This is a genomic window from Acinetobacter sedimenti (assembly GCF_022601685.1).
GTDB lineage: Bacteria > Pseudomonadota > Gammaproteobacteria > Pseudomonadales > Moraxellaceae > Acinetobacter > Acinetobacter sedimenti.
The window spans coordinates 33978-57803 of record NZ_JAKUML010000006.1 but is presented as its reverse complement, the minus strand read 5'-3'; the positions used below and the strand labels follow the sequence as shown (position 1 = coordinate 57803).

At 41.5% G+C, this 23826-nt stretch carries 21 protein-coding genes; 15 read left to right on the top strand and 6 right to left on the bottom strand.

Annotated elements, in window-relative coordinates:
- Positions 1–15: 15 nt before the first annotated feature.
- Positions 16–2268, bottom strand: coding sequence for a YccS family putative transporter (gene yccS, locus MKI79_RS04990; RefSeq protein ID WP_274619065.1), 2253 nt, complete (start codon positions 2266–2268; stop codon positions 16–18).
- Between the two features lie 172 nt (positions 2269–2440).
- Between yccS and MKI79_RS04985 the strand changes: the two genes are divergently transcribed.
- The 3 genes from MKI79_RS04985 (at position 2441) to MKI79_RS04975 (ending at position 5003) form a co-directional block, all read left to right on the top strand.
- A complete protein-coding gene (locus tag MKI79_RS04985; RefSeq protein ID WP_241570954.1) occupies positions 2441–3028 on the top strand; it encodes a hypothetical protein in 588 nt (195 codons plus the stop codon).
- Between the two features lie 117 nt (positions 3029–3145).
- Positions 3146–4363 carry a multidrug effflux MFS transporter gene (locus MKI79_RS04980; protein WP_241570953.1) on the top strand — a complete coding sequence of 406 codons (1218 nt, stop codon included), beginning with the start codon at positions 3146–3148 and terminating at the stop codon, positions 4361–4363.
- Positions 4364–4415: 52 nt separating this feature from the next.
- The gene (locus MKI79_RS04975; RefSeq protein ID WP_241570952.1) at positions 4416–5003 is read left to right on the top strand and encodes a hypothetical protein; all 588 of its coding nucleotides are present in this window, start codon (positions 4416–4418) and stop codon (positions 5001–5003) included.
- A gap of 66 nt (positions 5004–5069) precedes the next feature.
- On the opposite strand, the gene MKI79_RS04970 is transcribed toward MKI79_RS04975, so the two are convergent.
- A complete protein-coding gene (locus tag MKI79_RS04970; protein ID WP_241570951.1) occupies positions 5070–5774 on the bottom strand; it encodes a nitroreductase in 705 nt (234 codons plus the stop codon).
- 441 nt (positions 5775–6215) lie between these two features.
- Between MKI79_RS04970 and MKI79_RS04965 the strand changes: the two genes are divergently transcribed.
- Positions 6216–7523 (top strand): DcaP family trimeric outer membrane transporter, encoded by a 1308-nt coding sequence (locus tag MKI79_RS04965; protein ID WP_241570950.1) that lies wholly within the window; start codon positions 6216–6218, stop codon positions 7521–7523.
- A 95-nt stretch (positions 7524–7618) separates the two neighbouring features.
- On the opposite strand, the gene MKI79_RS04960 is transcribed toward MKI79_RS04965, so the two are convergent.
- Positions 7619–9037 carry a L,D-transpeptidase family protein gene (locus MKI79_RS04960; RefSeq protein WP_241570949.1) on the bottom strand — a complete coding sequence of 473 codons (1419 nt, stop codon included), beginning with the start codon at positions 9035–9037 and terminating at the stop codon, positions 7619–7621.
- 317 nt (positions 9038–9354) lie between these two features.
- On the opposite strand from MKI79_RS04960, the gene hemE reads away from it, so the two are divergent.
- Together hemE and MKI79_RS04950 are read left to right on the top strand one after the other, a co-directional pair.
- Positions 9355–10425 (top strand): uroporphyrinogen decarboxylase, encoded by a 1071-nt coding sequence (gene hemE, locus MKI79_RS04955; RefSeq protein WP_241570948.1) that lies wholly within the window; start codon positions 9355–9357, stop codon positions 10423–10425.
- Positions 10426–10478: 53 nt separating this feature from the next.
- Positions 10479–11315: a DUF817 domain-containing protein gene (locus MKI79_RS04950; RefSeq protein WP_407651558.1), complete on the top strand. Its 837-nt coding sequence runs from the start codon at positions 10479–10481 to the stop codon at positions 11313–11315.
- Between the two features lie 51 nt (positions 11316–11366).
- Here MKI79_RS04950 and MKI79_RS04945 read toward each other — a convergent pair whose 3' ends face one another.
- The gene (locus tag MKI79_RS04945; protein WP_241570947.1) at positions 11367–12101 is read right to left on the bottom strand and encodes a sensor domain-containing diguanylate cyclase; all 735 of its coding nucleotides are present in this window, start codon (positions 12099–12101) and stop codon (positions 11367–11369) included.
- A gap of 21 nt (positions 12102–12122) precedes the next feature.
- Positions 12123–12422, bottom strand: coding sequence for a hypothetical protein (locus MKI79_RS04940; RefSeq protein WP_241570946.1), 300 nt, complete (start codon positions 12420–12422; stop codon positions 12123–12125).
- A 460-nt stretch (positions 12423–12882) separates the two neighbouring features.
- Between MKI79_RS04940 and MKI79_RS04935 the strand changes: the two genes are divergently transcribed.
- The 7 genes from MKI79_RS04935 (at position 12883) to hisC (ending at position 20130) form a co-directional block, all read left to right on the top strand.
- On the top strand, positions 12883–14319 hold the full coding sequence (locus MKI79_RS04935; protein WP_241570945.1) for an RNA polymerase factor sigma-54: 1437 nt from the start codon (positions 12883–12885) through the stop codon (positions 14317–14319).
- Between the two features lie 256 nt (positions 14320–14575).
- Positions 14576–14923, top strand: coding sequence for a ribosome hibernation-promoting factor, HPF/YfiA family (gene hpf, locus MKI79_RS04930; protein WP_241570944.1), 348 nt, complete (start codon positions 14576–14578; stop codon positions 14921–14923).
- A 275-nt stretch (positions 14924–15198) separates the two neighbouring features.
- Positions 15199–15450 carry a BolA family iron metabolism protein IbaG gene (gene ibaG, locus MKI79_RS04925; RefSeq protein ID WP_241570943.1) on the top strand — a complete coding sequence of 84 codons (252 nt, stop codon included), beginning with the start codon at positions 15199–15201 and terminating at the stop codon, positions 15448–15450.
- 6 nt (positions 15451–15456) lie between these two features.
- Entirely contained in the window at positions 15457–16713 is a 1257-nt protein-coding gene (murA, locus tag MKI79_RS04920) for a UDP-N-acetylglucosamine 1-carboxyvinyltransferase (RefSeq protein WP_241570942.1), read from the top strand.
- 139 nt (positions 16714–16852) lie between these two features.
- A complete protein-coding gene (hisG, locus tag MKI79_RS04915; protein ID WP_407651562.1) occupies positions 16853–17503 on the top strand; it encodes an ATP phosphoribosyltransferase in 651 nt (216 codons plus the stop codon).
- Between the two features lie 104 nt (positions 17504–17607).
- Entirely contained in the window at positions 17608–18906 is a 1299-nt protein-coding gene (hisD, locus tag MKI79_RS04910; protein ID WP_241570940.1) for a histidinol dehydrogenase, read from the top strand.
- Positions 18907–19029: 123 nt separating this feature from the next.
- Positions 19030–20130 carry a histidinol-phosphate transaminase gene (gene hisC, locus MKI79_RS04905; RefSeq protein WP_407651557.1) on the top strand — a complete coding sequence of 367 codons (1101 nt, stop codon included), beginning with the start codon at positions 19030–19032 and terminating at the stop codon, positions 20128–20130.
- A 21-nt stretch (positions 20131–20151) separates the two neighbouring features.
- Here the strand turns inward: hisC and MKI79_RS04900 are convergent, their stop codons facing one another.
- The gene (locus tag MKI79_RS04900; protein WP_241570939.1) at positions 20152–21357 is read right to left on the bottom strand and encodes an anthranilate synthase component I family protein; all 1206 of its coding nucleotides are present in this window, start codon (positions 21355–21357) and stop codon (positions 20152–20154) included.
- A gap of 405 nt (positions 21358–21762) precedes the next feature.
- On the opposite strand from MKI79_RS04900, the gene filA (MKI79_RS04895) reads away from it, so the two are divergent.
- On the top strand, positions 21763–22674 hold the full coding sequence (filA, locus tag MKI79_RS04895) for a putative pilus system protein FilA (protein ID WP_241570938.1): 912 nt from the start codon (positions 21763–21765) through the stop codon (positions 22672–22674).
- Positions 22675–22781: 107 nt separating this feature from the next.
- On the top strand, positions 22782–23735 hold the full coding sequence (gene filA / locus MKI79_RS04890) for a putative pilus system protein FilA (protein ID WP_241570937.1): 954 nt from the start codon (positions 22782–22784) through the stop codon (positions 23733–23735).
- Positions 23736–23826: the final 91 nt, after the last annotated feature.

Sequence of the window (23826 nt, the reverse complement as noted above, 5' to 3'; positions counted from 1 at the left end):
GAAATCTGATGTAGTTTAAATTGAACCGAGTGCGCTTGCTTGGGGATCATGTTCATAGCTAAGGTTTTGCTTTAATGTGCTGATTTCAGGCAAGATGTTGATAATCAAAGCAATCTGTTGCAACACCACACTTTCAGCAGGATCAAGTGAGGTATCTTGGGCACGGTTAAATAATCGAAGTGCTTGAATGGCGGCGTGGGATTTGAGTTGTGGCATTTCATCACGGAGCAGGGCACCGTGAATGTCATCCAACGCTTCATCTAAAATTTCAAGCACTTGAGGATGTTTGATCTGTTCACGATGTGCGCCGAGCGCAGCAATATAGCTGAGCAAAGTATGATTTAAACTGAGCAATTTAAACGCCTGTTGTTTCTGATTTTGATCAATATCTGGTTCTGTGGCGAGCGTTGAAATGGTTGAGGCGAGATCGGCATCCATAATGTGCGCACGACGACGCACAATCCGATAATCCAAACCATGATTACGCCCTTCGTGATATTGCTTCACGACTTCGGTCAGGTAGTTGCACTGACTGTTGAAGGCTTTATTAATCACCAATGGTAAACGACGGAATTGCCAATCTGGCCAAATAAACATCACACCAAGCCATGCGATAAAACAGCCGACAAAGGTATAAATCGCACGAGGTATTGCAGCATTGAGTTCAGGATCGGCGAGGTGAAAGTTGATCAAAGCAAGCAGGGTGATAAACATGGTTGCTTGCGCATATTGCTGTGCTCGGAGTTGTAAAAAGAACACACCACTCAACACCATGATAAAGAGTTGTCCCTCAATCGACGGCACAAAATGAATGACAAATGTCCCGATGGTAATTCCCGCAAGTGTTCCGATAATTCGTAACCTCAGACGGCGCTTGGTGGCATTAAAGTTCGGTTGACTGACGAATAGCACAGTCAAAAGAATCCAATAGCCGTATTCAAAATCAAAAACTTGCACCAATATGTGGGAAATTAACAACAAAATGGATAAGCGAGTGGCATGACGAAACAAGCTCGATTCAGGACTTAGATTTTGTTTCATGCGTTGCCAAATATCTTGCCAACCACGTAGCCCATCATCTCGGAGTAAATTCTCTTTGCTTGCGTCGTCTTGTGATTTGCGATTCAGTGCTTGGTCGGATTCAAGGTTATGTAGTTGTGCATCGATTTCTTTGAGATTATCACTCAAACCACGTAAGGCATTGATCCATAGGTCAATATCTGCATCATTCGCCAAGAGATGATTTGTAGGTTTTTGTGCAAGCTCACCATTTTCCCCAGGTTTTGATTGATCTGCCAACTCATCTTGTAAATGTTGTATCGAACGCTCTAAATTTTTAAACGCATATGCAAAGCGTGGGTTATGCACATAAGGCTGACGGTTGGCAACTGCATTCGCCAAGTCCTGACATGCTTTGCCTTGTAGAGTTAAAATCCGTTGAAAACGAAACAGTACATCACGATGCGAAAAGACTTTCGCCAATTTTTGATAGTCGATATGTGCAGAATCGGCACGTTCATGAATGTCTTGAATGATAAAGTAATATTGCAGACTACGACGTGTATCTTTACGCCCACGATCGCCTTTGAGCCGTGTAACCAATGCCACACGTGTTTCATTAAATTTGCCGACGACTTTGGAGTTGGCAAGGGATAAATCAATCATCGACTGTTGATAGCTTTTTGGAGTCATATCAACGTCGAACAAATTCGATTTTACAAAGAGAAAATTTCCCACCAATTGATAGCATTGCACCAACTGATCTTGCACAAGACGCACAGGAAAAATCAAAAAACTGATCGAAGAAAGTAACCCATACCACACAGCACCTGTGACCAACAGGGCAGGTTGTTGCCACCATTCTGAGAAAATATCCACGCCGAGCATGGTATAGACTGAGATGACCAAACAACCATAACTAATCGTGGCATAACGCTTACCCAATGAACCCAGTAAAATCAAGCTAAAACAAGAAACAATGAGCGCAAAACCAAACAGTATAGGATGTGGGAAAAGTAGCTCTACTGCCGAAGCTGTGACAAAAAATCCAAAATAGGTAAAAAACAAATTACGCAGATGGATCGAAAAGCGATCGTCAATATCACTCAGTGCTGCAGCGATCACGCCTAAAGTCAGTGGAATGGTGAGTAACTGCTGACCAAGCAAATAGGGGATAAACGCTGTCCCTGCAAAAGCAATCAACATACGCACTGCATACATCAATGTGGTGTTATAACTGATTCGTTTGATGGAGTTAATCGTATTCACAGATTCTTCAGGATGAGGTTGATAAAGTTTAAATGTGCTTGATTGCTATGGCTTAATAATTATATGCCAAATTGATGTGGGGCATTGCAAAATACCGAAAATCTTGAAATATTTTAATAGTCTTAGATTAGCATTTGAATAGAAAATTAAAGCGCATTAGAAGTAGAAGGGTATGTCAAAAAAGTATTATTGGATGATCTTCATCGTGGTTGGTTATTTGCTATGGATTTGGGTATTTAAGCCCAATCCAAATTTGGCAGATATGCCGACCAGTTCTGCGGTGAGCTCAAGTGCTGAAGTGCAACAGGTCGATGGCTATACCATTACCGCTTTAGAGCACTTTGAGGGGGAGTTTCGTATTCTCAGTCGTGAAAATTATTTGCTCGGACGAGATGCGAAGTTTAGTCCAGTAGACTTTGCTGTGGGTTGGGGAAAAATGGCAGACCCTCAAATCTATAAGCAAATCGAGATTAGCCAAAGTGGTCGATGGTATCGTTGGCGTACACAATCCGCTCCGCCGATTCCAGTACGTGAAATCGAAACCAGTAGTAGTAATATTCATATCATTCCTGCCAATGCTTCGATTGGTCGGCAGTTAGATAAAGTCAAAGCGGATGATAAAGTATTTCTCAGCGGTGATTTGGTTGAGATCAAAGGCGATGATGGTTGGACGTGGAAAAGTTCATTGAGCCGTGAAGATACGGGCGATGGGGCATGTGAGCTGTTGCGATTAGATCACGTAATGATTTTGAATGAATAAAGCTTTGTTAAAACGAATGTCGTTAAAATTAGCTTCGACCAAATGATGGTGTATTCAACCGTTCTTCTTAGATATTAGGCGTATACTAATCACGGTTTTGAATCAGTGAGATGGTCTATGACAACGGCAACAGAAAACACAGTACAATATTCATTCAAATGGATTGCTTTACTGGGTTTGCTGACGGCACTGGGTCCTTTGTCGATCGACATGTATATGCCTGCTTTGCCTGAGATGGCGACAGAGTTTGGCACCACCACGATTCGTATTTCCAATTCCATTCCTGCGTATTTCTTTGGACTGGCGATCGGTCAGTTGATCTATGGCAGTCTAAGCGATCGGATTGGTCGCAAGAAGCCCTTATATATTGGCTTAATTATTTATTGCATCGGTTCGATTTTATGTGTTTTTGCCCATAGTGAGTGGGCGTTGATTTGTGCCCGAGTCTTACAAGCTTTGGGTGGCTGTGTCGGTGTGGTGATGGCACGTGCGGCGATTCGAGATAGCTTCGATGTGCGTACTTCTGCGCAGGCGCTTGCACATATGGCGATGATTTTAGGCATTGCACCTATCATTGCGCCCTTAGTGGGTTCTGTGCTGATTCAGTTTTTTAGTTGGCATTCGATTTTTATTCTATTGGCAATCGTTGGGCTCATTTCATTATGTTGTGTGCATTATTTTTTCCATGAAACTTTAGCAGTCGAACGCAGATTGAACCTCAGCTTTAAGCAAGTATTTATCTTGTATGGCAATATCCTCTCGGATCGAAGCTTTCGCACGCCTATGCTTGCGATGGCATTTTTTTCAGGCATGATGTTTTGTTATTTGACCTCTGCATCTGCGCTATTGATGGAAGATTTAGGTTTTAATCAACATCAGTTTGCACTGGCTTTTGGTTTGAATGCCTTTGGTATCATGCTGTTTTCGTTTACCAATAGCAAAGTTGTTAAAAAAGTGGGACCACTACCGTTACTTCATCTCGGTGGGACTTTGCAGTTGATCGGTGCGATTATTTTGCTGATAGATGCTTTTGCGGTGAATGTTGGGACGATGTGGATTTTAGTGGGTTTGTTTATGGTGGTGTCAGGTGTTGGTTTAACAGGACCTAATGCAACGGCACTTGCACTTTCAGAACAGCAAAATCGAGCAGGGACAGCAAGTGCATTGATGGGAAGTTTACAATTTGCGATCGGTTTGTTTGCAGGGGTTATATTAACCATTTTCACAGGTTCTGTATTACAAAACATGGCAGTGACCATGTTGATTTTTGCAGTGCTTGGATTGATTTGTGTTTATGTCCTGCGAATCCGTGCGAAAAAGACGAAGCTGGCTTAAAAGGGTAAATCCCATTTCCCATTTAACTTGTCATAAAAATTTGTGAAGCTGAATGAAACGAACGATACCAGATAAAATAGTGCGAGGGACAAAGGCTTTATTGGGCATAAAGGCTTTGGTTTCATCACAGACGATTTATCAAAAGACGTTACATGTGAAATCCAATCGGCAGTTTATTTTGGAGGTCGAATTTGAGTCTTATATGTCATACGATATGTTGTGTTTGCGAACGATATATCAGCAAGGCATGAGTAGAAAGTCTAAAGCTTACACATGGACGGTGGCAGATTTTAAACATCCACAAGAGTGGTTAGAGATTACCAGTAAAATTCTACAGGCAAGTCATCATTATTCTGCGACTCATTCTCAGAATTTATCAAGTTTGGAAGTCAGAGGCTGGTGGTCGCAAGCGTGGGATAAGTTATTGCAAGAGAAACATCTTCGTACATTACCAAATTTGGCACAACAAACTAAACCATTTCCACAACAGTTGTCCGCAGAGCTAAAGCAACGTAAATCAGGAGTGTGGGTAACGCTACGCTATCAACGCAGTAAAGGTCGTGCGACGCTATATCAAGAGATGCCGATTGAAGCAGTACAAGCTTTGCATGATCACTTATTGAAGTCTGCTATTGTCTAAGATAAACATAAAAGCAAACTAGAGAGGTGTCCACGACATACCTCTCTATTTTTTATGGATTCAAAATTAACCTAAGAAAACAGTAAACTCCTCGGCAGGAACACGAGGTGTAATAAACGTATTTACAATATGATCAGGATCGGCATAACCAAGTGCCACTGTACATACCAATTCCTCATCATCAGGCGCATTCAATACATCAAGTACAATTGGGTGGAAATGATTCCATGCTGCTTGTGGGCAAGTATCTAAACCACGTGCTTTTGCTGCCACCATGACATTTTGAATCATCATGGAAATGTCCATTTTTGAGCCAATGCCCATTGCTTTATTTACAGTGAAATATAAGGCAACAGGCGCATCAAAAAGTTGATAATTACGCAGTTGTTGCGTCGCCATCTTTTCTTTTTCACCTTTTTGAATCCCGAGCAAACCGTACAGCCCCCAGCCATTTTCACGACGACGGTCGATGTAAGGTGAAATCCACGTTTCAGGGTAATAGGCAAAGGTTTCGTGATATTGATTTGCCATCTCAGGGCTTTCATAAATCTCAAGTTGTGCTGCGACCACACGATCAATCATCTCTTGGCGTTTTGTACCAGTCACCACATAGACTTTCCATGGCTGTGTATTTGTCCCTGACGGTGCACGACAAGCAACTTGTAAGATGTCTTTAATGGTGGAGGCATCCACGGCTTGATCCAAAAATGCACGTACAGAGTGGCGAGAGGTGATGGCATGATCAACGATGGCAACATGTTCAGTATTCATAAAAGTCCCTGTTTTGGTTGTCAGTTCTACTCAGAATTGAAGTGTAAAGATGAATGATCTTAGTGATTCAAATTAACAGTAGTCAACCAGTTGTGATATGGCAGAACAGCCAAAAAATATCAAATAAAGCCCACAAGTTAGTAAAAAGAATTTTGTCTTTCGACCAAAGTCTAAAGAAGAGTTATTCAATCATGCAGTAAGGAAGAAAATTTTAAAAATGTAATATTTTGATTTTTATTAATATTTTATTTTTTGAAAAAATAAATAATTGAGCTACTGATTTAGACTTTTGGCTAACGCTACTCACATCGTTATGAACAAATTATTACAATGCAGATCTTGCCAGTAAAAATTTATTTCAACGCATAGGGATAGGCGAGATGCTTGAGCGAATCAGTATTGGTATTGCTGAGCACATCTAAGTTGATTAAGGAGTAAAGAATGAGTCCGAAAATGAGTTTAGGAAAAGCACTAAAATTAAGTAGTTTAACTTTGGCATTAGGCGCAATGTCCTCAATGAGCTTTGCTGCAGACAGCGATGAGATCGCACAACTTCGTGCAGAGATTCAAGAGCTTCGTAGTCTGGTTCAGCAGCAAGGTCAACAGCTCGCTGCACAGCGTTCCGCTCCGCCAGTTGCACCACCAGCTCATGTACAACATCATGCCCATTCTGCGCCACCGCCAGCAATAAAAGTGGATACTCAAGATTTAAAAATCACGACAAGTAAAGGTGCAGAAGTAGATTTATATGGTTTCATCCGTGGTGATGCGAACTACATCATCGAAGGTGCGGATGATGACTTCAATAGTACAGCAAGTAGCGATGGCGCAACAAAAGACAAGCTTCGTGCGACAGCTAAAGTGACTCGTTTCGGATTGGACTTTAGCTCACCGATTGCAGGGCAAAAAGTCGGTGGTAAAGTGGAAGTAGACTTTGCGAGTAGTGATGAAAATCTACGCATTCGCCATGCGTACTTAACATTCAATGAGTGGTTATTTGGTCAAACCACGTCGAACTTTTTAAGCAACCATGCACCAGAGATGATCGACTTTGATACCAACATCGGTGGCGGTACGGCACGTATTCCACAAGTGCGCTATAGCCATAACCTCGCGCCTGCAACACAAATCGTCTTGGCAGCCGAAGAGGGCAATAGCTCGGCAACAGATGCAACTGCAAAATATAAATTGCCTGTATTGACTGCAAAGTTGAATCAAGGTTTTGCAGAAGGCAAAGGTAAGGTCAGCGTTCGTGCTTTGGCTGAGCGTTACGAAGCAGAGGGCAATAATGATTCAGATGAAACCGCTTGGGGCGTTGCTGCGGGTGCAAGCTTTCAAGTGACTGATCCATTGAAATTAACCGCTGATGTTTCGCATGTGGAAGGCAACAGCAACTATCTGTACGGTTCAAACTCAGCTTTTGCAGTCAATGCTGATGGTGATTTGGCGCAAAATGAGTTTAATGCGTTCCAAGTTGGTGCAACCTATAAAATCTTGCCAAATCTACGCTCGACAATCGCTTATGGTGCGATATTTGCTGACGATGACAGTGAATACGCAATATTGAATCCTACTGGGAACAAAGAAGTTGAACAGGCTTGGATTAACTTTATCTATTCACCTGTGAAACCTGTTGATCTTGGTATTGAATATATCAATGGTAAACGTGAAACTTTCGAACCAAATGCAAATGGCGAAAAGACGTTTAAAGACAATCGTGTGGGTGTGATGGCTCGATACAACTTCTAATTGTGGTAGATGAATTCTAATTAAGTTTTCGAAACAAAGAAAAGCCCTTCAATCGAAGGGCTTCTTTAAGTCTTAGAAAAATATTAAAACAGCAATTATTCTAAAAATTTAACCGTAATGCCTTTTTTCACACGTTTCGCTAAATCTTGTGCATCCCAGTTGGTCAAACGAATACAGCCGTGAGATGCAGTTTTTGAGATGAGTGATGGGTTCGGCGTACCGTGAATACCAAATGATGGTTTAGATAAACCAATCCACATATTGCCCACTGGATTGTTTGGGCCTGGTGGCAATGACAGAGGCTTCATGTTGTTGCCTTGAACAAAGTTTTTCGGACTGTAGCCATACCATGGATTTGGTGCAATATTTTTTACGGTATGTGTACCTGTTGGTGATGGCGTATCACTACTACCAATCGTTGCAGGGAACGACGCAATCATCTTATTTTTGCTGTTAAAGAGATACAGTTGTTTTGCACCTTTATGCGCAATAATCAGATGAATATCTTCAGGTAAGTTGTTGCGAATATTTGCTACGATGATTTTCTCACCTGCTTTTTTGAAGCTTACGTCTGGATTGATTTGTTGTAAAAAGTTCTCATCCATATGAAAGCGTTCGCCAAGCATTTCCGTCACGCGCGTATAGTACAAACCTTTCATTTTGGCTTGTAGTGCATAGTTCGATGGAATGGATTTGGCATAAGGACCTTTCAAGTCATCTTCTGTGATGGTGTATTCCACAAATACAGGTTCAGATTGACCTGCATTTAAGCTATCCCAAGTCTGTTGATCCATCTTGCCTGTAGCATCGAGGTTGTTCATGGTTTGATAGGTTGAAATCGCCTTCAGGGTATTCATCCCTGTTGCACCATCAATCGCACCTGGAGAAGCATGCTTACGATTCAGTAAAACTTGGATTTTTGCAAAAACAGGTAGACGACCTTTCTCAATACCATCAACCCAACCAGTTTGATTTAGACCATCTAACGTCCATTTGGCATTTTTTACTGCTTCCGCTTCAGCTGTATCTGCAATTGGTGATGAGCCTGCTGTACTATTTTCAATTTCATCCTGTGTAGGATCGGCAAAACCACTGCCTGATGCCACAGTGTTATCACTATTTGATGACGCATCTTGCTCTGCAGGAACTGGGCTATTCGCTTGAGTAGTTGTTGGAACAGGTAAGCTTTGTTGCTGAATACCTTGTTGCTGGATGCCTTGTTGTGTGGTTCCTTGTGGAGCAGTCGCTTGTTGAGTCGCTGCTTTTTGTGCTGTATTCGCCGTATTTTGAACAGCGTTTAATTCGATTTGTGCACTTTCTGAGCGCTGACGAAGTTCAGTCGCACCTTGCGCTTTAGATAGACGATAAGATTGGATTGGCACTTCCGTTGCAGGTGTCGGCTTTAAGGTTTGACTTGCAGTATTCTCTGCATGGATGTTGGGGCTAAAAGCGCAGACAAGTCCAATACTCAAACTTAAACTGAGTTTATTGTAGGGTTTACTAGGTGCAAACATGCAATTGTCCTAAGAAAATGTTGTTATCTGCCTAATTATAAAAGAAAGTTTATGTTTTCACGTAATGGTTTTGTAGTCTAAGTTACAACTTTTAAGGAAATGTATGCACGAAGTTGCATGTTTTTATATTTTAAAAACATATATTTAAGAATGTTGTGGATGATGAAGTGGATGTATTCTCAGTATTTAAATTTGTCTAAATTGTGTGCGGACAGTTTGATTGCGTTAGCGCATTGCATTTTTAAAGAAGAAATCATGAATAGAGTGGACGAGTTTGCTATCATGAGCGACAAATTTTTTGCGAATGATGACAGCCCATGACCGCTTTAAAAAATGACCGATTTTTACGCGCACTCCTTCGTCAGCCTGTAGATACCACGCCAGTATGGATGATGCGTCAAGCAGGGCGCTATTTGCCAGAGTATCGTGCGACACGTGAGCAAGCGGGTGATTTTTTATCGTTATGCAAAAATGCTGAGCTCGCTTGTGAAGTGACTTTGCAACCACTGCGTCGTTATGAACTTGATGCCGCAATATTATTTTCAGATATTCTCACTATTCCTGATGCGCTCGGGTTGGGGCTATATTTTGAAACAGGTGAAGGACCTAAGTTTCAAAAAGTTGTGCGTACCGAGCAGGATATTGCACAGTTGCCAAAGCTCAATGCAAGCAGTGATTTGGATTATGTGATGCGAGCGGTTTCGACCATTCGCGCTGCACTTGGCGGTGCTGTGCCGTTGATTGGTTTTTCAGGCAGTCCGTGGACACTGGCAACCTATATGATCGAAGGTGGTTCAAGTCGAGATTTTCGATATAGTAAAGAGATGTTATTTGCAAAACCTGAGCTATTGCATGCCTTGCTTGATCATCTTGCAGATTCGGTGATTGATTATCTCAATGCACAAATTGAAGCAGGCGCACAAGCTGTTCAGATATTTGACAGTTGGGGTGGGGCATTAGCACATCAAGACTATGTGGATTTTTCTTTGCAATATATGCAAAAGATTATTAAAGGTTTAACCAAAGAAAAAGATGGACAACGTATTCCTGTGATTGTCTTTACCAAAGGTGGTGGCTTGTGGATTCCTGAAATGTTGGAAAGTGGTGCTGATGCGCTCGGTTTGGACTGGACAACGCCACTTGCGCAGGCGCGCCGTCAAGTCGCAGGGCGTGTTGCATTACAAGGAAATCTTGATCCTGCAACATTGTACGGTACACCAAAAGCGATCGAAGCTGCTGTACAGCGTATGATTGATCAAGCCTATGCCAATGGTGAAAAAACTGGTTATGTGGCAAATCTTGGGCATGGTATTACCCAGTGGGTTGATCCTGCGATGCCGAAAGTCTTTGTGGATACGGTACATGAATATAGTCAAAAATATTTGTAATTATCTGCACACTTTAATGCGCTACAATAAAGACTGACGAGTTGAAAATATACGTGGAAATCATTGTCAACGGTGCAAAGCTTGTCGCTGAATTTGTCGCAAAAGCAGTGTGGGCAGCGTTGTTTGGCATATTGTTGTTGCTCACTTTTGTGATTACAGCACCAATGGGACATGAGCCATTTTATGGCTTGTATCGTTATGATTATTTACTAATATTCGCAGTTTTGGTACAGATTTTCCTTTTGTATTTCAAACTGGAAAGCTGGTCTGAAGCCAAAGTCATTGCGCTATTTCATATCATGGCAATGGGTATGGAATTGTTCCTCACCCATCCTGCGATTGCTTCGTGGCAATATCCACAACCTGCTGTTTTTAAACTCTACACGGTGCCGTTATTTGCAGGCTTTATGTACTCTGCGGTGGGAAGTTTTTTTGCACGGAGTTTGCGTCTATTTCAGGTCAGTATGGTGAATCTGCCGAGTTTTGCCATCATGTTAGCGTTGGCAGTTGTGTCGTATATCAACTTTATGTCGAAATTTTTTATTCCAGATATTCGACTACTTTTATTTGTGATTTCAGTGCTGATTTTTTGGAAAACGACGGTGCACTTCCAAGTACAAAAGCACACTTTTAAATTGCCAATGTTGTTCATTTTACTGTGTTTAGCATTTCTGATTTGGATTGCTGAAAATATTAGTACCTTTTACCAAATTTGGCTCTATCCATCACAAGTTGATGCGTGGCATATGGTGGGTTGGGGTAAGCTTGGTTCATGGTATTTGTTATTATTGTTAAGTTTAGTGTTGGTATTAAAAATTTTAGGTGATCGCAAATTGGATCAACACCAACAATTGAATCAAAAGCAAAAATGGATTTGGCAACTAAAATAAGATTGGCAATTAAAGCAGATTTAGTGATTAATTTTTTCAAATTCTAGTGTGTTAATTTCCACAGCGTACTTGATTCCGCTCGTCTGCTTTGGCTTGATAGAGCGCTTTGTCTGCCCGCTTAAAGATATCTTCCGAATGCTGATCTGTTGTGGCAACTTCTGAGAACCCAATGCTGACGGTGTAATGAATTTTTTGTTGTTCATATTCCAGAGGGTGTTGTTCGATGTTGTGACGAACTCGCTCAAAGATTTCAAAAGCTTCATCTGTCACGCATGCGGGCAAAATAATAGCAAACTCTTCATCACCTATTCGTGCGATAAAATCTTGTTTTCGAATGGTTTTTCGAATAATTTTTGTGAGATGTTTCAGTACGTTGTCACCAGCAGTATGTCCATAGTGATCATTTAAATCTTTAAATAAATCAACATTTAAGATGCCAACAACATAAGGCGTATGCTGATGCAAAAAGCATTGCATATTTTCATTGCTTTCATGGGTAAAGCGTCTACGGTTGAAGGTGCCTGTGAGCTCATCTGTCGATGCCAGTAAATCCATCTCTTGGAGTTGCAAATGCAAGCGAATATTCAAGGCAATCCAATTTGCTAAACATTGTAGTTGGATGGCTTGTGCTTTGCTGTAGCAATGCTTCCGAGCATCTGCGACGTTCAGTGTCCCGATGGTAATGCCATTATGGATCATTGGTGCGTCCATACAACTACCTAGTCCACCAACGCTGAGTTTGATGCAGTCCAATTCATCAGATACCGTGGTATCGTCACAAATCATCAACTTGGACGTATGAAAAGTTCAACCAATAAAAGTCTGATCAATCGGTAAGGGGAAGTCCATAGGAATGGCTTGATTACCGTTGATGGTATAGAGTTTTAGTTGGTTGGTATCTTTTTGTAGGCTAATACTGGCACGATCAGTTTGAAAAATATGGCTGACCCACTTTACGACGATATCTAATACTGCTTGCAGTGAATCGGCAAAAGTGAGCTCGTGAATAAAAGCGACAGGTACATGAATGCAATGACTATCGTCAAAGCCATTAAGCTCATCAGGCGCAAAAATACGTTCGATACGCTGTGCTTGAGTCGTTGACATAGATTGTGTCACTTTTAATAGTTGGTGTAATCGCCTAAAAAGGCTTGCTCAAATAATTCCAGAATGGCGAATATGAGAATTTTGGAGTTATTTTCCACGATTATAATACATGGTGGTTTCATTTTTCGCACCATTGCAAAATATATATATTATACACGCATGTTTAATGTGTCAGATTTGCTTAAAAATGCAACTTTTTTCATAAAAAAATCATTGAATATGCTTTATTTCACTTGATGAAATTTAGATTTGATGAACAGACGATCAACGGTGGAAATATTGCACTGTATAGCGTTGCATTTATATAGTTGTGTAGCTATGATGATTCTAGGCATAGATTTTGCTATGCGTGTAATTTTTGGTTTTTCTCCTTTTATTCGATCGAGGCTTATTTTTTCCATTTCGTCTATTTTTGAATGGATTGAGCTGATCTGTCAGACACATAGGTGGATTTATTGCAATGAAGTTATCTGTAGGTTTAAAAGTAGCGAATTCACTGTCGCTTACGCCTCAACTTCAACAAGCCATCAAGCTATTACAACTATCATCTTTAGAATTAGAACAAGAAATCCAATCTCAACTTGATAGCAATCCACTGCTCGAAAAGATCGAAGAAGAATACGGGGAGGCCAAAAAAGAAGAAGTCGATCCTACCTTGCAAGATCAAATGCAACAAGACACCATTCCAGATGATCTACCAGTCGATACAGATTGGGATGATGTCTATACTCATCAATCTACAGCGATGGCAACTCCTGAGTTTGAGGAGCGTGAAGATAATCGCACGAGCACGGACAGTTTAGAGGAACATTTGCTTTGGCAAATCAATCTGCTACATCTGAGTGATGTAGAAAAAGTCGTCGCACATTGTATTGTTGATGCGTTAGATGAACGTGGCTATTTGGATTGCGAGCTAGAAGAGATACTTGCGTCTGCACAGCACATGTTGCAACAGGCTGATGTTGAAGAAGAGCTTGAGCTCGATGAAGTGGTCGTGGTGCTGAAATATATTCAACTGCTTGATCCATTAGGAACGGCGTGCCGTAATTTGGTTGAATGTCTAGCGATTCAACTTGAGCAATATCAGCAAAATACAACGCTAAAACAGCAAGCTAAAATGTTATTGCAAAATGCCGAATTATTGCTGACGAATGATATTAATAAGCTGATGCGCAAAACTCAGCTTGATCTCGATCAACTCAAACAAGCCATGGCTTTGCTCAAATCCTTTGATCCTGCACCGGGAGCAAGATTTCAAGAGCAGGGGCAAGACTATCAAACGCCTGATGTGATTTTGCAAAAGAAAAATGAGCGTTGGCATGTTTTCTTAAATCCTGATGTGTTGCCAAAACTTCGGGTCAATTCTTTCTATGCAGGGATGATTAAACGTGCGGATCAAAGTGCTGATAATCAATATCTCAAAACTCAAATGCTTGAAGCAAAAAACTTTATCAAAAGCATTGATGAACGCCATAAAACTTTATTAAAAGTTGCAACATGTATTGTCGAACATCAACGTGATTTTTTTGAAATTGGCGCAGAAGGCATGAAGCCTTTGGTACTTCGTGATGTGGCAGATGAAGTGGAATTACATGAATCAACCGTATCTCGGGTCACGACCAATAAATATATTTTGACCCCAAATGGTTTGTTCGAACTTAAATATTTCTTTTCCAGTCATGTGGGTACGGCAACTGGTGGGGAATGTTCTTCAACTGCGATTCGTGCCATGATCAAAAAGCTCATCGCAGCAGAAAATCAAAAGAAACCACTTTCGGACAATGCGATTGCGAAATTGTTACAAGATGAAGGTATCGACGTAGCAAGGCGTACAGTGGCGAAATACCGTGAATCCCTCAATATCCCATCTTCTTCAGATCGAAAAGTATTGCTTTAACTTGGTTTCTATGATTATTTAGAGTGATGCAGTTGATTGATTTTTTGATCACAGCATGAACAAATCAAACCGTATTAAATCAAAATGGGAGCCCGACATGATTCATTGATATTGCAAGATATGTAGATGATTTAAATGAAAATAGATGTCTTTTTGGTAGTTTAAAATTAGATTGATATGAAGTTTCTATAAAATAGTCATTTAAAAATCTTGTCCACTGATCATGTTTGACTTCAATTTCATGGGAGGTGGTACTATGCATATAGCAATTCGTGGACATCATTTGGCGATTACCCCAGCGATTGAAGAACAGATTACTGAGCAATTTTCCAAAATCACCCAACATTTAGACCAAGTGTGTAGCATGCAGGTCAAATTACAAAAAGATCATCGCTTAAACTCAAGAAGTCACAAAGGGCAGGATAACCATCATGCTGAAGTGATTCTTCGAGTACCGGGCAAAGAGTTGGTCGCCAAGGCAACCGCAGATGATATGTATCAAGCAATTCATAAAATTAGTGAAAAATTAAAGCGACAACTTGCACGGCAAAAGCTCACGCATAATCAGTTGGCGAATAAGCCGTTACACAAATTGGTTGCATAAACTGTTTGCATAATTGGATGAAAAATTCAGACACTTAAATGAAATTGATTTGGAGTATTGTTGATTTTTAGTGTTATGGATTTAGGTATTTTAGCCATCCACTTGAGTTGTTTTTAGATCAGGGCTTTTGCCCTGATTTTTTATTTGATTAATTTGTTTGAAAATTCCATAAAATTTGATAAATCTTTGCCTTTTCTATGCTTTGTTTTTGTAGTCTAGATCAAACTTATAGTAAACTACGCGGTTTAGTCTTGAACGAATTAGAGCCCAGTACCATGAATACTGAACAGCTTAAGAGCTTATTAGCGCAAGCATTTCCTGATGCGGATATTGCCGTAACTGGAGAAGCAGGAAAATTTGACCTACGTATCGTTGATACAGGTTTTGAAGGTAAAAGAACCGTCGCTCGCCAACAAGCTGTCTACGCCCCAATCAATGAGCAAATTGCCTCTGGCGCAGTGCATGCAGTGACGATTCGTGCGATGACCCCAGAAGAATGGCGCAAAGTCAGCATGTTTGGAGCATAAGGCTAAATGGATAAATTTCTCATTCGTGGCGGTAATGTTTTAAACGGCACAGTCAAAATTTCAGGTGCGAAAAATGCAGCGTTGCCACTGCTTGCGGCGATGATTTTGGCAGAAACACCGATTACGCTAACCAATGTCCCGAATCTTAAAGACGTCAATACTTTAGTAAAGTTGATCGGTGGCTTAGGCATTACCATGACCTATGAAGGGGATACGGTCGTTGCGGATACTAGTACGCTAGATAATTATTTTGCACCATATGAATTGGTAAAAACTATGCGTGCTTCGATCTTGGTGCTTGGTCCACTCCTTGCTCGCTATGGCGAAGCGAAAGTGTCTTTGCCGGGTGGCTGTGCAATTGGTTCACGTCCTGTCGATCAACATCTCAAAGCCCTCGAAGCATTGGGTGCACAGATTGAAGTTGAGGCAGGCTATGTGCTTGCCAAAGTCGATGGTCGCCTTAAAGGTGGCGAAGTGGTCTTTGATATGGTCACCGTTGGCGGCACAGAAAATATTCTAATGGCTGCTGTGCTTGCGGAAGGTACAACGACGATTCGTAATGCAGCACGTGAGCCTGAAATTACCGATCTTGCCAATCTACTCAATAAAATGGGTGCAAAAATCTCAGGCATTGATACCGATACATTGATCGTCGAAGGTGTAGAAAGTTTGCAAGGCTGTGAATATGCTGTAGTTGCCGATCGTATCGAAACAGGTTCATATCTTGCTGCTGCTGCGATCACGGGTGGTAAAATCAAAACCACGCATACCGATCCAAACTTGATGGAAGCAGTCCTTGAAAAATTTGAAGAAATGGGCGCAGAAGTGACGCGTGGCGAAGATTGGATTGAGCTCGATATGCAGGGTAAACGCCCAAAAGCGGTGAGCTTCCGCACCTTACCACATCCTGAGTTTCCTACTGATATGCAAGCGCAGATCATGGCGGTGAATGTACTTGGTCGTGGCTTTGCAACCATCTCAGAAACCATTTTTGAAAATCGCTTTATGCACGTGCCTGAGCTATGCCGTATGGGTGCAAATATCCAAGTCGAAGGTAATGATGCGACCGTCACTGGTGTGGAAAAACTACAAGGTGCGCCTGTGATGGCCACCGATTTGCGTGCGTCATTTTCTCTCGTGATTGCAGCGTTGGCGGCAGAAGGTGAAACCGTGGTCGATCGAATTTACCATATTGATCGTGGTTATGAAGAAGTTGAAGCAAAACTTCAATCACTAGGTGCGGATATTCAACGCATTCATTAACTTGCTGTAATTTCAGCGAATAACAATTTACGCAACGATTTAGATACGCAGTTTAGAAAAAGGTTAGGGTTAAATGTCACAGGAACAAGCGCACTCATCACAAAGCCTCTCAGATAAACGCATCTCAGACGCAGAACTCATGGGGAATTTTGATCATGGTTTGACTTTGGCACTAAGCAAAGGGCGTATTCTCAAAGAAACTTTGCCACTCCTTGCAGAAGCAGGCGTGGAGCTACTTGAAGATCCTGATAAATCACGCAAATTGATTTTCCCAACCACACATCCTCAGGTGCGCATTTTGATTTTGCGTGCTAGTGATGTGCCAACTTATGTGGAAAATGGTGCGGCAGATTTTGGCGTGGCGGGTAAAGATGTACTGATGGAATACGGTTCAGAAAATGTCTATGAGCCACTGGATTTGCAAATTGCCAAATGTAAACTGATGACCGCAGGCAAAGTTGGTATGCAAAAACCACAAGGTCGTCTGCGTATCGCCACCAAATATGTCAACCTCACACGTCAATTTTATGCCAGTCGTGGTGAACAAGTTGATGTGATTAAGCTGTATGGTTCGATGGAACTTGCGCCATTGGTTGGGCTTGGGCATTACATTGTCGATGTGGTGGATACAGGCAATACCTTGCGAGCCAATGGCTTAGAGCCTTTGGAGGAAATCTGCCAAGTGTCTTCTCGTTTGATCGTCAATAAAGCCAGTTTTAAGCGTAAACACGCATTATTAAATCCGATTTTGACGCAACTTGAACAGGCTGTGCAATCTAGAAATCCTTAATTCATTATCATCATAATCCATGAATTAAGTGGAATTTACGGTGCTTCATTCGCCACAAGGGTATAGAAAACAGGTAAAATAACTCTTTTTTATCAATCTGTGGAATGAATTTAATGCGCCGTTTGTCAACGCAAGATCAAAATTTCCAACAGCAATTCGCTGAACTTTTGGCTTTTGAAACCGTCAATGACCCTGAACTCCTGAAAACAGTTGATCAAATCATTGCGGATGTTCGTGCAAAAGGCGATGTGCATGTGTTGGCTTTGACACAGCAATTTGATCGACATCCAGCGACAACATTTTCACAATTAGAACTGACTCAAGCACAATTACAACATGCCTTTGATGGCTTAAATGGTGAGGTCCGACAAGCCCTCGAGCTTGCAGCAAATCGTATCCGTGAATTTCACCAAGCACAAAAGCAAGATGGCTGGACCTATGTGGATGCGCTAGGCAACACGCTTGGGCAAAAAGTTACACCACTCGATCGAGTGGGTATTTACGTGCCGGGTGGTTTGGCTTCTTATCCTTCATCGGTGCTTATGAATGCGATTCCTGCGCATGTGGCAGGTGTACCTGAGATTATCATGGTGGTACCTGCACCCAATGGTGAGTTGAATCCATTGGTCTTGGCTGCGGCGTATCTTGCAGGTGTTAGCCGAGTTTTTACTATTGGTGGGGCGCAGGCGGTTGCGGCACTTGCTTATGGTACAGAAACTATTCCGCAAGTGGATAAAATCACAGGGCCAGGTAATCGCTTTGTGGCAGCTGCGAAACGTGCGGTGTTTGGACAGGTCGGTATTGATATGATCGCAGGACCTTCGGAGATTTTGGTCTATGCCGAAGGTGAAAATAATGCAGAGTGGTTGGCGATGGATTTGTTGTCGCAAGCCGAGCATGATACCGTTGCACAAGCGATTTTTATCACGCCTGATCAGGATTTACTCGAAGCGGTTGCAGAGAAAATTGAAAGCCATTTAGCAGATTTGCCGAAAGCTGAGATTGCCAAAACCTCGATTGCTAATCGTGGTGCTTTGGTCTTGGTCAAAGATCGTGCTGAAGCGATTCAATTGATTAACCAAGTAGCACCTGAGCATTTGGAGCTGTGTTTGGACGAAGCTGAAGTGATGAGTGCAGAAATTCGCCATGCGGGTGCAATCTTTATGGGGCGTTATACCCCAGAAGCGATTGGTGACTATTGTGCAGGACCTAACCATGTGTTGCCAACTTCGGGTACGGCACGCTTTTCCTCACCGCTAGGCGTGTATGATTTTCAAAAGCGCTCAAGTTTGATCATGTGTTCTGAGCAAGGTGTAAAAACTTTGGCGAAAACGGCGGATATCTTGGCGCAACAAGAAAACTTGGATGCCCATGCACGCTCGGCACGTTATCGTTATCAATAAGATTTTATAGCAATCCCCATAACTCCCATCAGGAAAGGGGATTTGCTCTAACCCCTTTAATAAGGGGGAGAATTAATCCCCCTAACCCCCTTTAAGAAAGGGGGGGAAAAGCTGAGATTGAAAATGTCGATAGAAATTACTACACAGCAAAAGCGTTTTTGGAGTCCGCTGGTACGTGAGCTTGAGCCGTATGTGCCGGGCGAACAACCGAAAATCCAGAATTTATTAAAATTAAATACCAATGAAAACCCTTACCCGCCATCGCCAAAAGTGGTCGAAGCGGTACAAGCGGTTATCGCCAATCAAGCTGATGTACTTAAGTTGTATCCTGATCCTGATGCTAGCTTGCTCAAGCAAGCGATTGCCAAGCAACAGGGCGTAGCAGTGGAAAATGTCTTTGTCGGTAACGGCTCAGATGAAGTGCTTGCACATATTTTTAAGGCGTTTTTTGTACAGGATAAACCGCTACTTTATCCTGATATTAGCTATAGTTTTTATCCTGTGTATAGTCAGTTTTTTGGCTTAAATACGATTGAAATTCCTTTAACTGATTCTTTTGAAATTGCTGTTGAAGACTATCGTCAAGCTAACGGTGGTTTGAACGGTGGCATCATCATTACCAATCCAAATGCACCGACAGGACGAGCAATTGATATTGATCAAATCAAACAATTACTCAATGATCATCCCGATTCAGTGGTGGTAATTGATGAGGCGTATGTAGATTTCGGTGCGGAGTCGGCTGTCAGTTTAGTCGCTGAATTTGAAAATCTCGTGGTCTGTCAAACCACATCCAAATCTCGTTCTCTCGCAGGGCTTCGGGTTGGTTATGCGATTGCACAGCCACATTTGATCACGGCACTTGAATCGGTAAAAAATAGTTTTAACTCCTATCCGATCGATCGTTTTGCCTTAGCGTGTGCAGTGGCATCGTTTGAAGATCAGCCGTATTTTGAAGCGCAATGTGAAAAAGTCATTGCCAGTCGGGAGCAATTGATTGCTGAGATGCAGACGCTTGATTTTAAGGTGTTGCCGTCGAAAGCTAATTTTATTTTTGCCACACATGGTGCGGTTTCTGCGGCGCCGATTTCGCAAAAACTACGTGAGCAAGGTGTGATTGTACGTCATTTCAATCGTCCACGCATTGATAATTATCTGCGCATTACCGTCGGTACGGATGAGCAAAATCAACGGCTAATTGATAGCTTAAAAACCATTTTGTAAGACGCTAGTGCCTGCGTAAAGCTAAGATGAGGTGGCGGTAAATTGATTGAGAAAATCAAGTAGTGCCGACACTTTATCTAAGCATTCCTGATATTCTGCATCGACATTGGATGCAACCGTAATTCCACCACCAGCCCAAATACTCAGCGCATCGCCGTAGCGTTGTAAGCTGCGAATCAGAATATTAAACCGTCCTGTACCGTCATAATTAAAGTAACCTAGACTGCCACAATACGCACCACGTGCATTGCCTTCGAGTTCGTCAATAATTTGCATGGCACGGATTTTTGGTGCACCAGTAATTGAGCCACCGGGTAGCGCTTGTAACAGCATTTTTGATGGATTAATTTCAGGTTTTAATTTGGCTTGAATCTCACTCACTAGATGATGCACTTGGGCAAAACTTTCAACTTCAAAAAGTTTTGGGGTGTTCACCGAACCTGTTTCAGCAAATACACTCAGATCATTTCGTAGTAAATCGACAATCATCAAATTTTCCGCTTGATCTTTTTCAGAGGTAGCGAGTTGCAGACGATTCGCTTGATCTGTTTGGGCATCTTTATCCCGAGGAAGTGTGCCTTTAATTGGGCGGGTGCGAATCATGCGATCAGTTTGAAACTCAATGAATAACTCAGGTGAACAACTCAACAACTCAAAATCATCATGCGCAATATAGCCTGCAAAAGGCGCTTGGCTTAATTCTAATAACTCGGGTAAAAGTTGGAGTAATCGTCCTTGAGAAATTTTACTTTGAAATTCTTGAGTGAGATTGATTTGATAGCAGTCGCCAGCATATAAATAATCTTGTACTTTTTGAAATGCAGATACATAGTCAGCTTTAGACCAGCGAGCTTGTAGAGATTCTTGCAACTGAAAAGAGTTATCGCTCTGCGTGACAGCAGGATTTTGTAAGTCGTGAATAAGTTTGAGTAAAGTAGTTTGATCACTCAATGTCGAGTCAAAAAAAAGCGTCCATTGATTGTTTTTTTGTTGAATAAAAATATCATATTCACCAATGATGGCTGTAGGGGAGAGGTGAGGTTGGCTATTTTGTGAATTGGAAATGTATGTAGAACTGACAAAATCATATGAATAAAAGCAAACGTAGCCACCCGTAAATTGAATCTCAGATGAAGAAAGTGATTGACGATCTGAAGATATCGGTAAGATAAATTCTAATTTTTCATTAAAGTTGGCGTAGTCATAGGAAAAATCTGTACGGCGCAAAAAATGGCCATGTGTGCCAAAAATATTTAACGATTTTGGAAGAACTGCAAAAAATGGCTGATTATTATCATTAAGAAAACAATATCCAAAATATTTACTTAAATATTGATTAAGACTAATTAAGTCAAAAGATGAGTGGCACGTCACAGAATGTAAATGCACAGTATTCGCCAAGCAAAGAGTAAACCGAGCGTAGTTTAGCCTGATTTTGTCGATTTGCAAAAAATACCGTTTATCGGTAAATCGATCTACATCGGTGACTATTACTTGATAAAAGTGTTGCTCTATTGTAATTTTATGGTTGCGTAAATGGCAGTCTGTCACAAAACGTAAGTGCTCAAAACAACAATTAAGGCGTTTACACGAAGTAAATGTCAGGATTTAAATCTCTAGGAGAGGAAAAGCATGAAGCTATTTTCTAAAATCGCTCTAGTTTCAGCAATGGCTATTAGTGCAAATGCAATGGCATTGGAATCAATGGATGATGAGGCGCTAAGTGCGGCGACAGGTCAAGATGGTATTACTTTAACAGTTGTAACTTCTGGTATTACTATTGATAAACTTTTAATTCATGATAATGATGGTTTGGACTCTACGGTAACTACACAAGGTGGTGCAAGCTTGGGTGGTACAGGTACGGCTGGTGACTACACAACAGGTGCTGCTGGTGCGATTGTTGTAAATGATGTAACTGTTGGTGTGAATAATACACTTGCTCCCGCTGCATTTGGTGGTGCTTTGGCACGAGTGACTATTGATACGGATAGTGGTGCAGGTTCTGCGGGTACAGCAAGTAATCCATTTCTTAATATTAATATGAAAAACAATGCACTAGATATCGGTATTGGTGATATCTCGGTTGCTGCATCTAATGATGTGTCGGGAATGGTTGGCGCACGTCGTGGTGCTGGTGCAGAAACAGTAATTATTAGTGATCTTGATATCACCGTTGGTGCTTCTGAGTTGAATATTCAACTTGGTGCTCAACCTCAAGGTGCAATGATCGTTGCTAATGGTACGATTCAAGGTGGTGTAACCATCAATAGCTTGAACCTAGTTGACACTGCAACAACTGGTGAAATCGCTATCGGTGATCTAAAAATCACTTCTGCAAACAATGCAAACCTTGTTGTTGATACAGAAATTTCTGTACTTCCTGGTACTCATGCTACAGGTGGTGGTTTGGCAATTTCATCTTCTGGTGCAAAAGATATCTATATCGGTTCTCTAGCATTGGGTAACGCAAATTCAATCGGTTCTATCGAAATCCAAGGTTTGGATATGGGTACAAACCAGTTGATCGTTTCTGGTCACTAATTCTTAGTTCGATTGGTGTTGATTGTGAAATTGACACCAATTATTCCATAAAAGGCTGATTCGGAGTAATCAAGCTGAATTATCTAAGTAACAAAGGAAGAATTATTATGAAAAAATTTACACAGTTGACGCTTGTATCAGCAATGGCGATCTCTGGTCATGCAATGGCGATGCAATCTTTGGATGATGAAGCGCTGAGTGCTGCGACAGGTCAGGATGGTATTACAATTGTTATTGCTGGTGATATTCATGCAGATGTTGTAGTGCATGATAAAGATGGTTATCAATCTTTAGCGGCTGGTGGTCCTGCAGGTCCTGCGGCAACACCTACACGTACAGCACTTGGTTTTACTGCAACTGCGGAAACTGATATTTCGGGTGCAATCGTTCTAGATGGTTTTAGTATTGAAGATACAAGTGCTGTACGTACAGGTATTCGTGTGCATGTGGATGCTGATGGTAATGCAGGTGATCCAGTACTCAACGTAAATATCGGTTTGCCTGATGAGTTGACGATCAATACCGGTGATATCTATGTAGCATCTTCTGATCGTTCTACTTCTGATGCTACGGCATATACGGATATGGGTGCTTATGCGAACCAAGTGAAAATCCTTGATAATATCGAGGTGGTACTTGGTGATGCAACGATGAACTTGCAACTGGGTAATGCAACACAAGGTGCAATGATCAAGTTGAGCGGTACGATTGCAGGTGGTTTGCAGTTGTCTAATATTAGTTTGTATCAACCATTAGGTGTTGCAGGTATCACATATGGTCCGACTGCTTTGGGCTCACTAGAAGTAAATACTGATGCAAGCGGTAATGCGTTGGCAGGTATTCACTTGGGGGGTGTTCAATTGTTAACAACTGGTACATCTGACTTAACCATGGATACAGAAATTAATGCTGTAAATGGCGGTTTGAAAATTGACATGAATGGCTCTCATGATATCAATCTACGTGACGTGAAGTTGGGTCATAAGTTGGCTGCTGCTTCTCTAGGTGATATTGCATTAACGAATGTAACTTTGCCTTCGTTAGTGATTACTGGTCACTAATCGAGAGTGATGAAATTAAATAAAGCGGTAATTTACCGCTTTATTTTTCAGCAATAGTTTTGCTGGATAAGCGAGTTCTGCGCAAATTGAG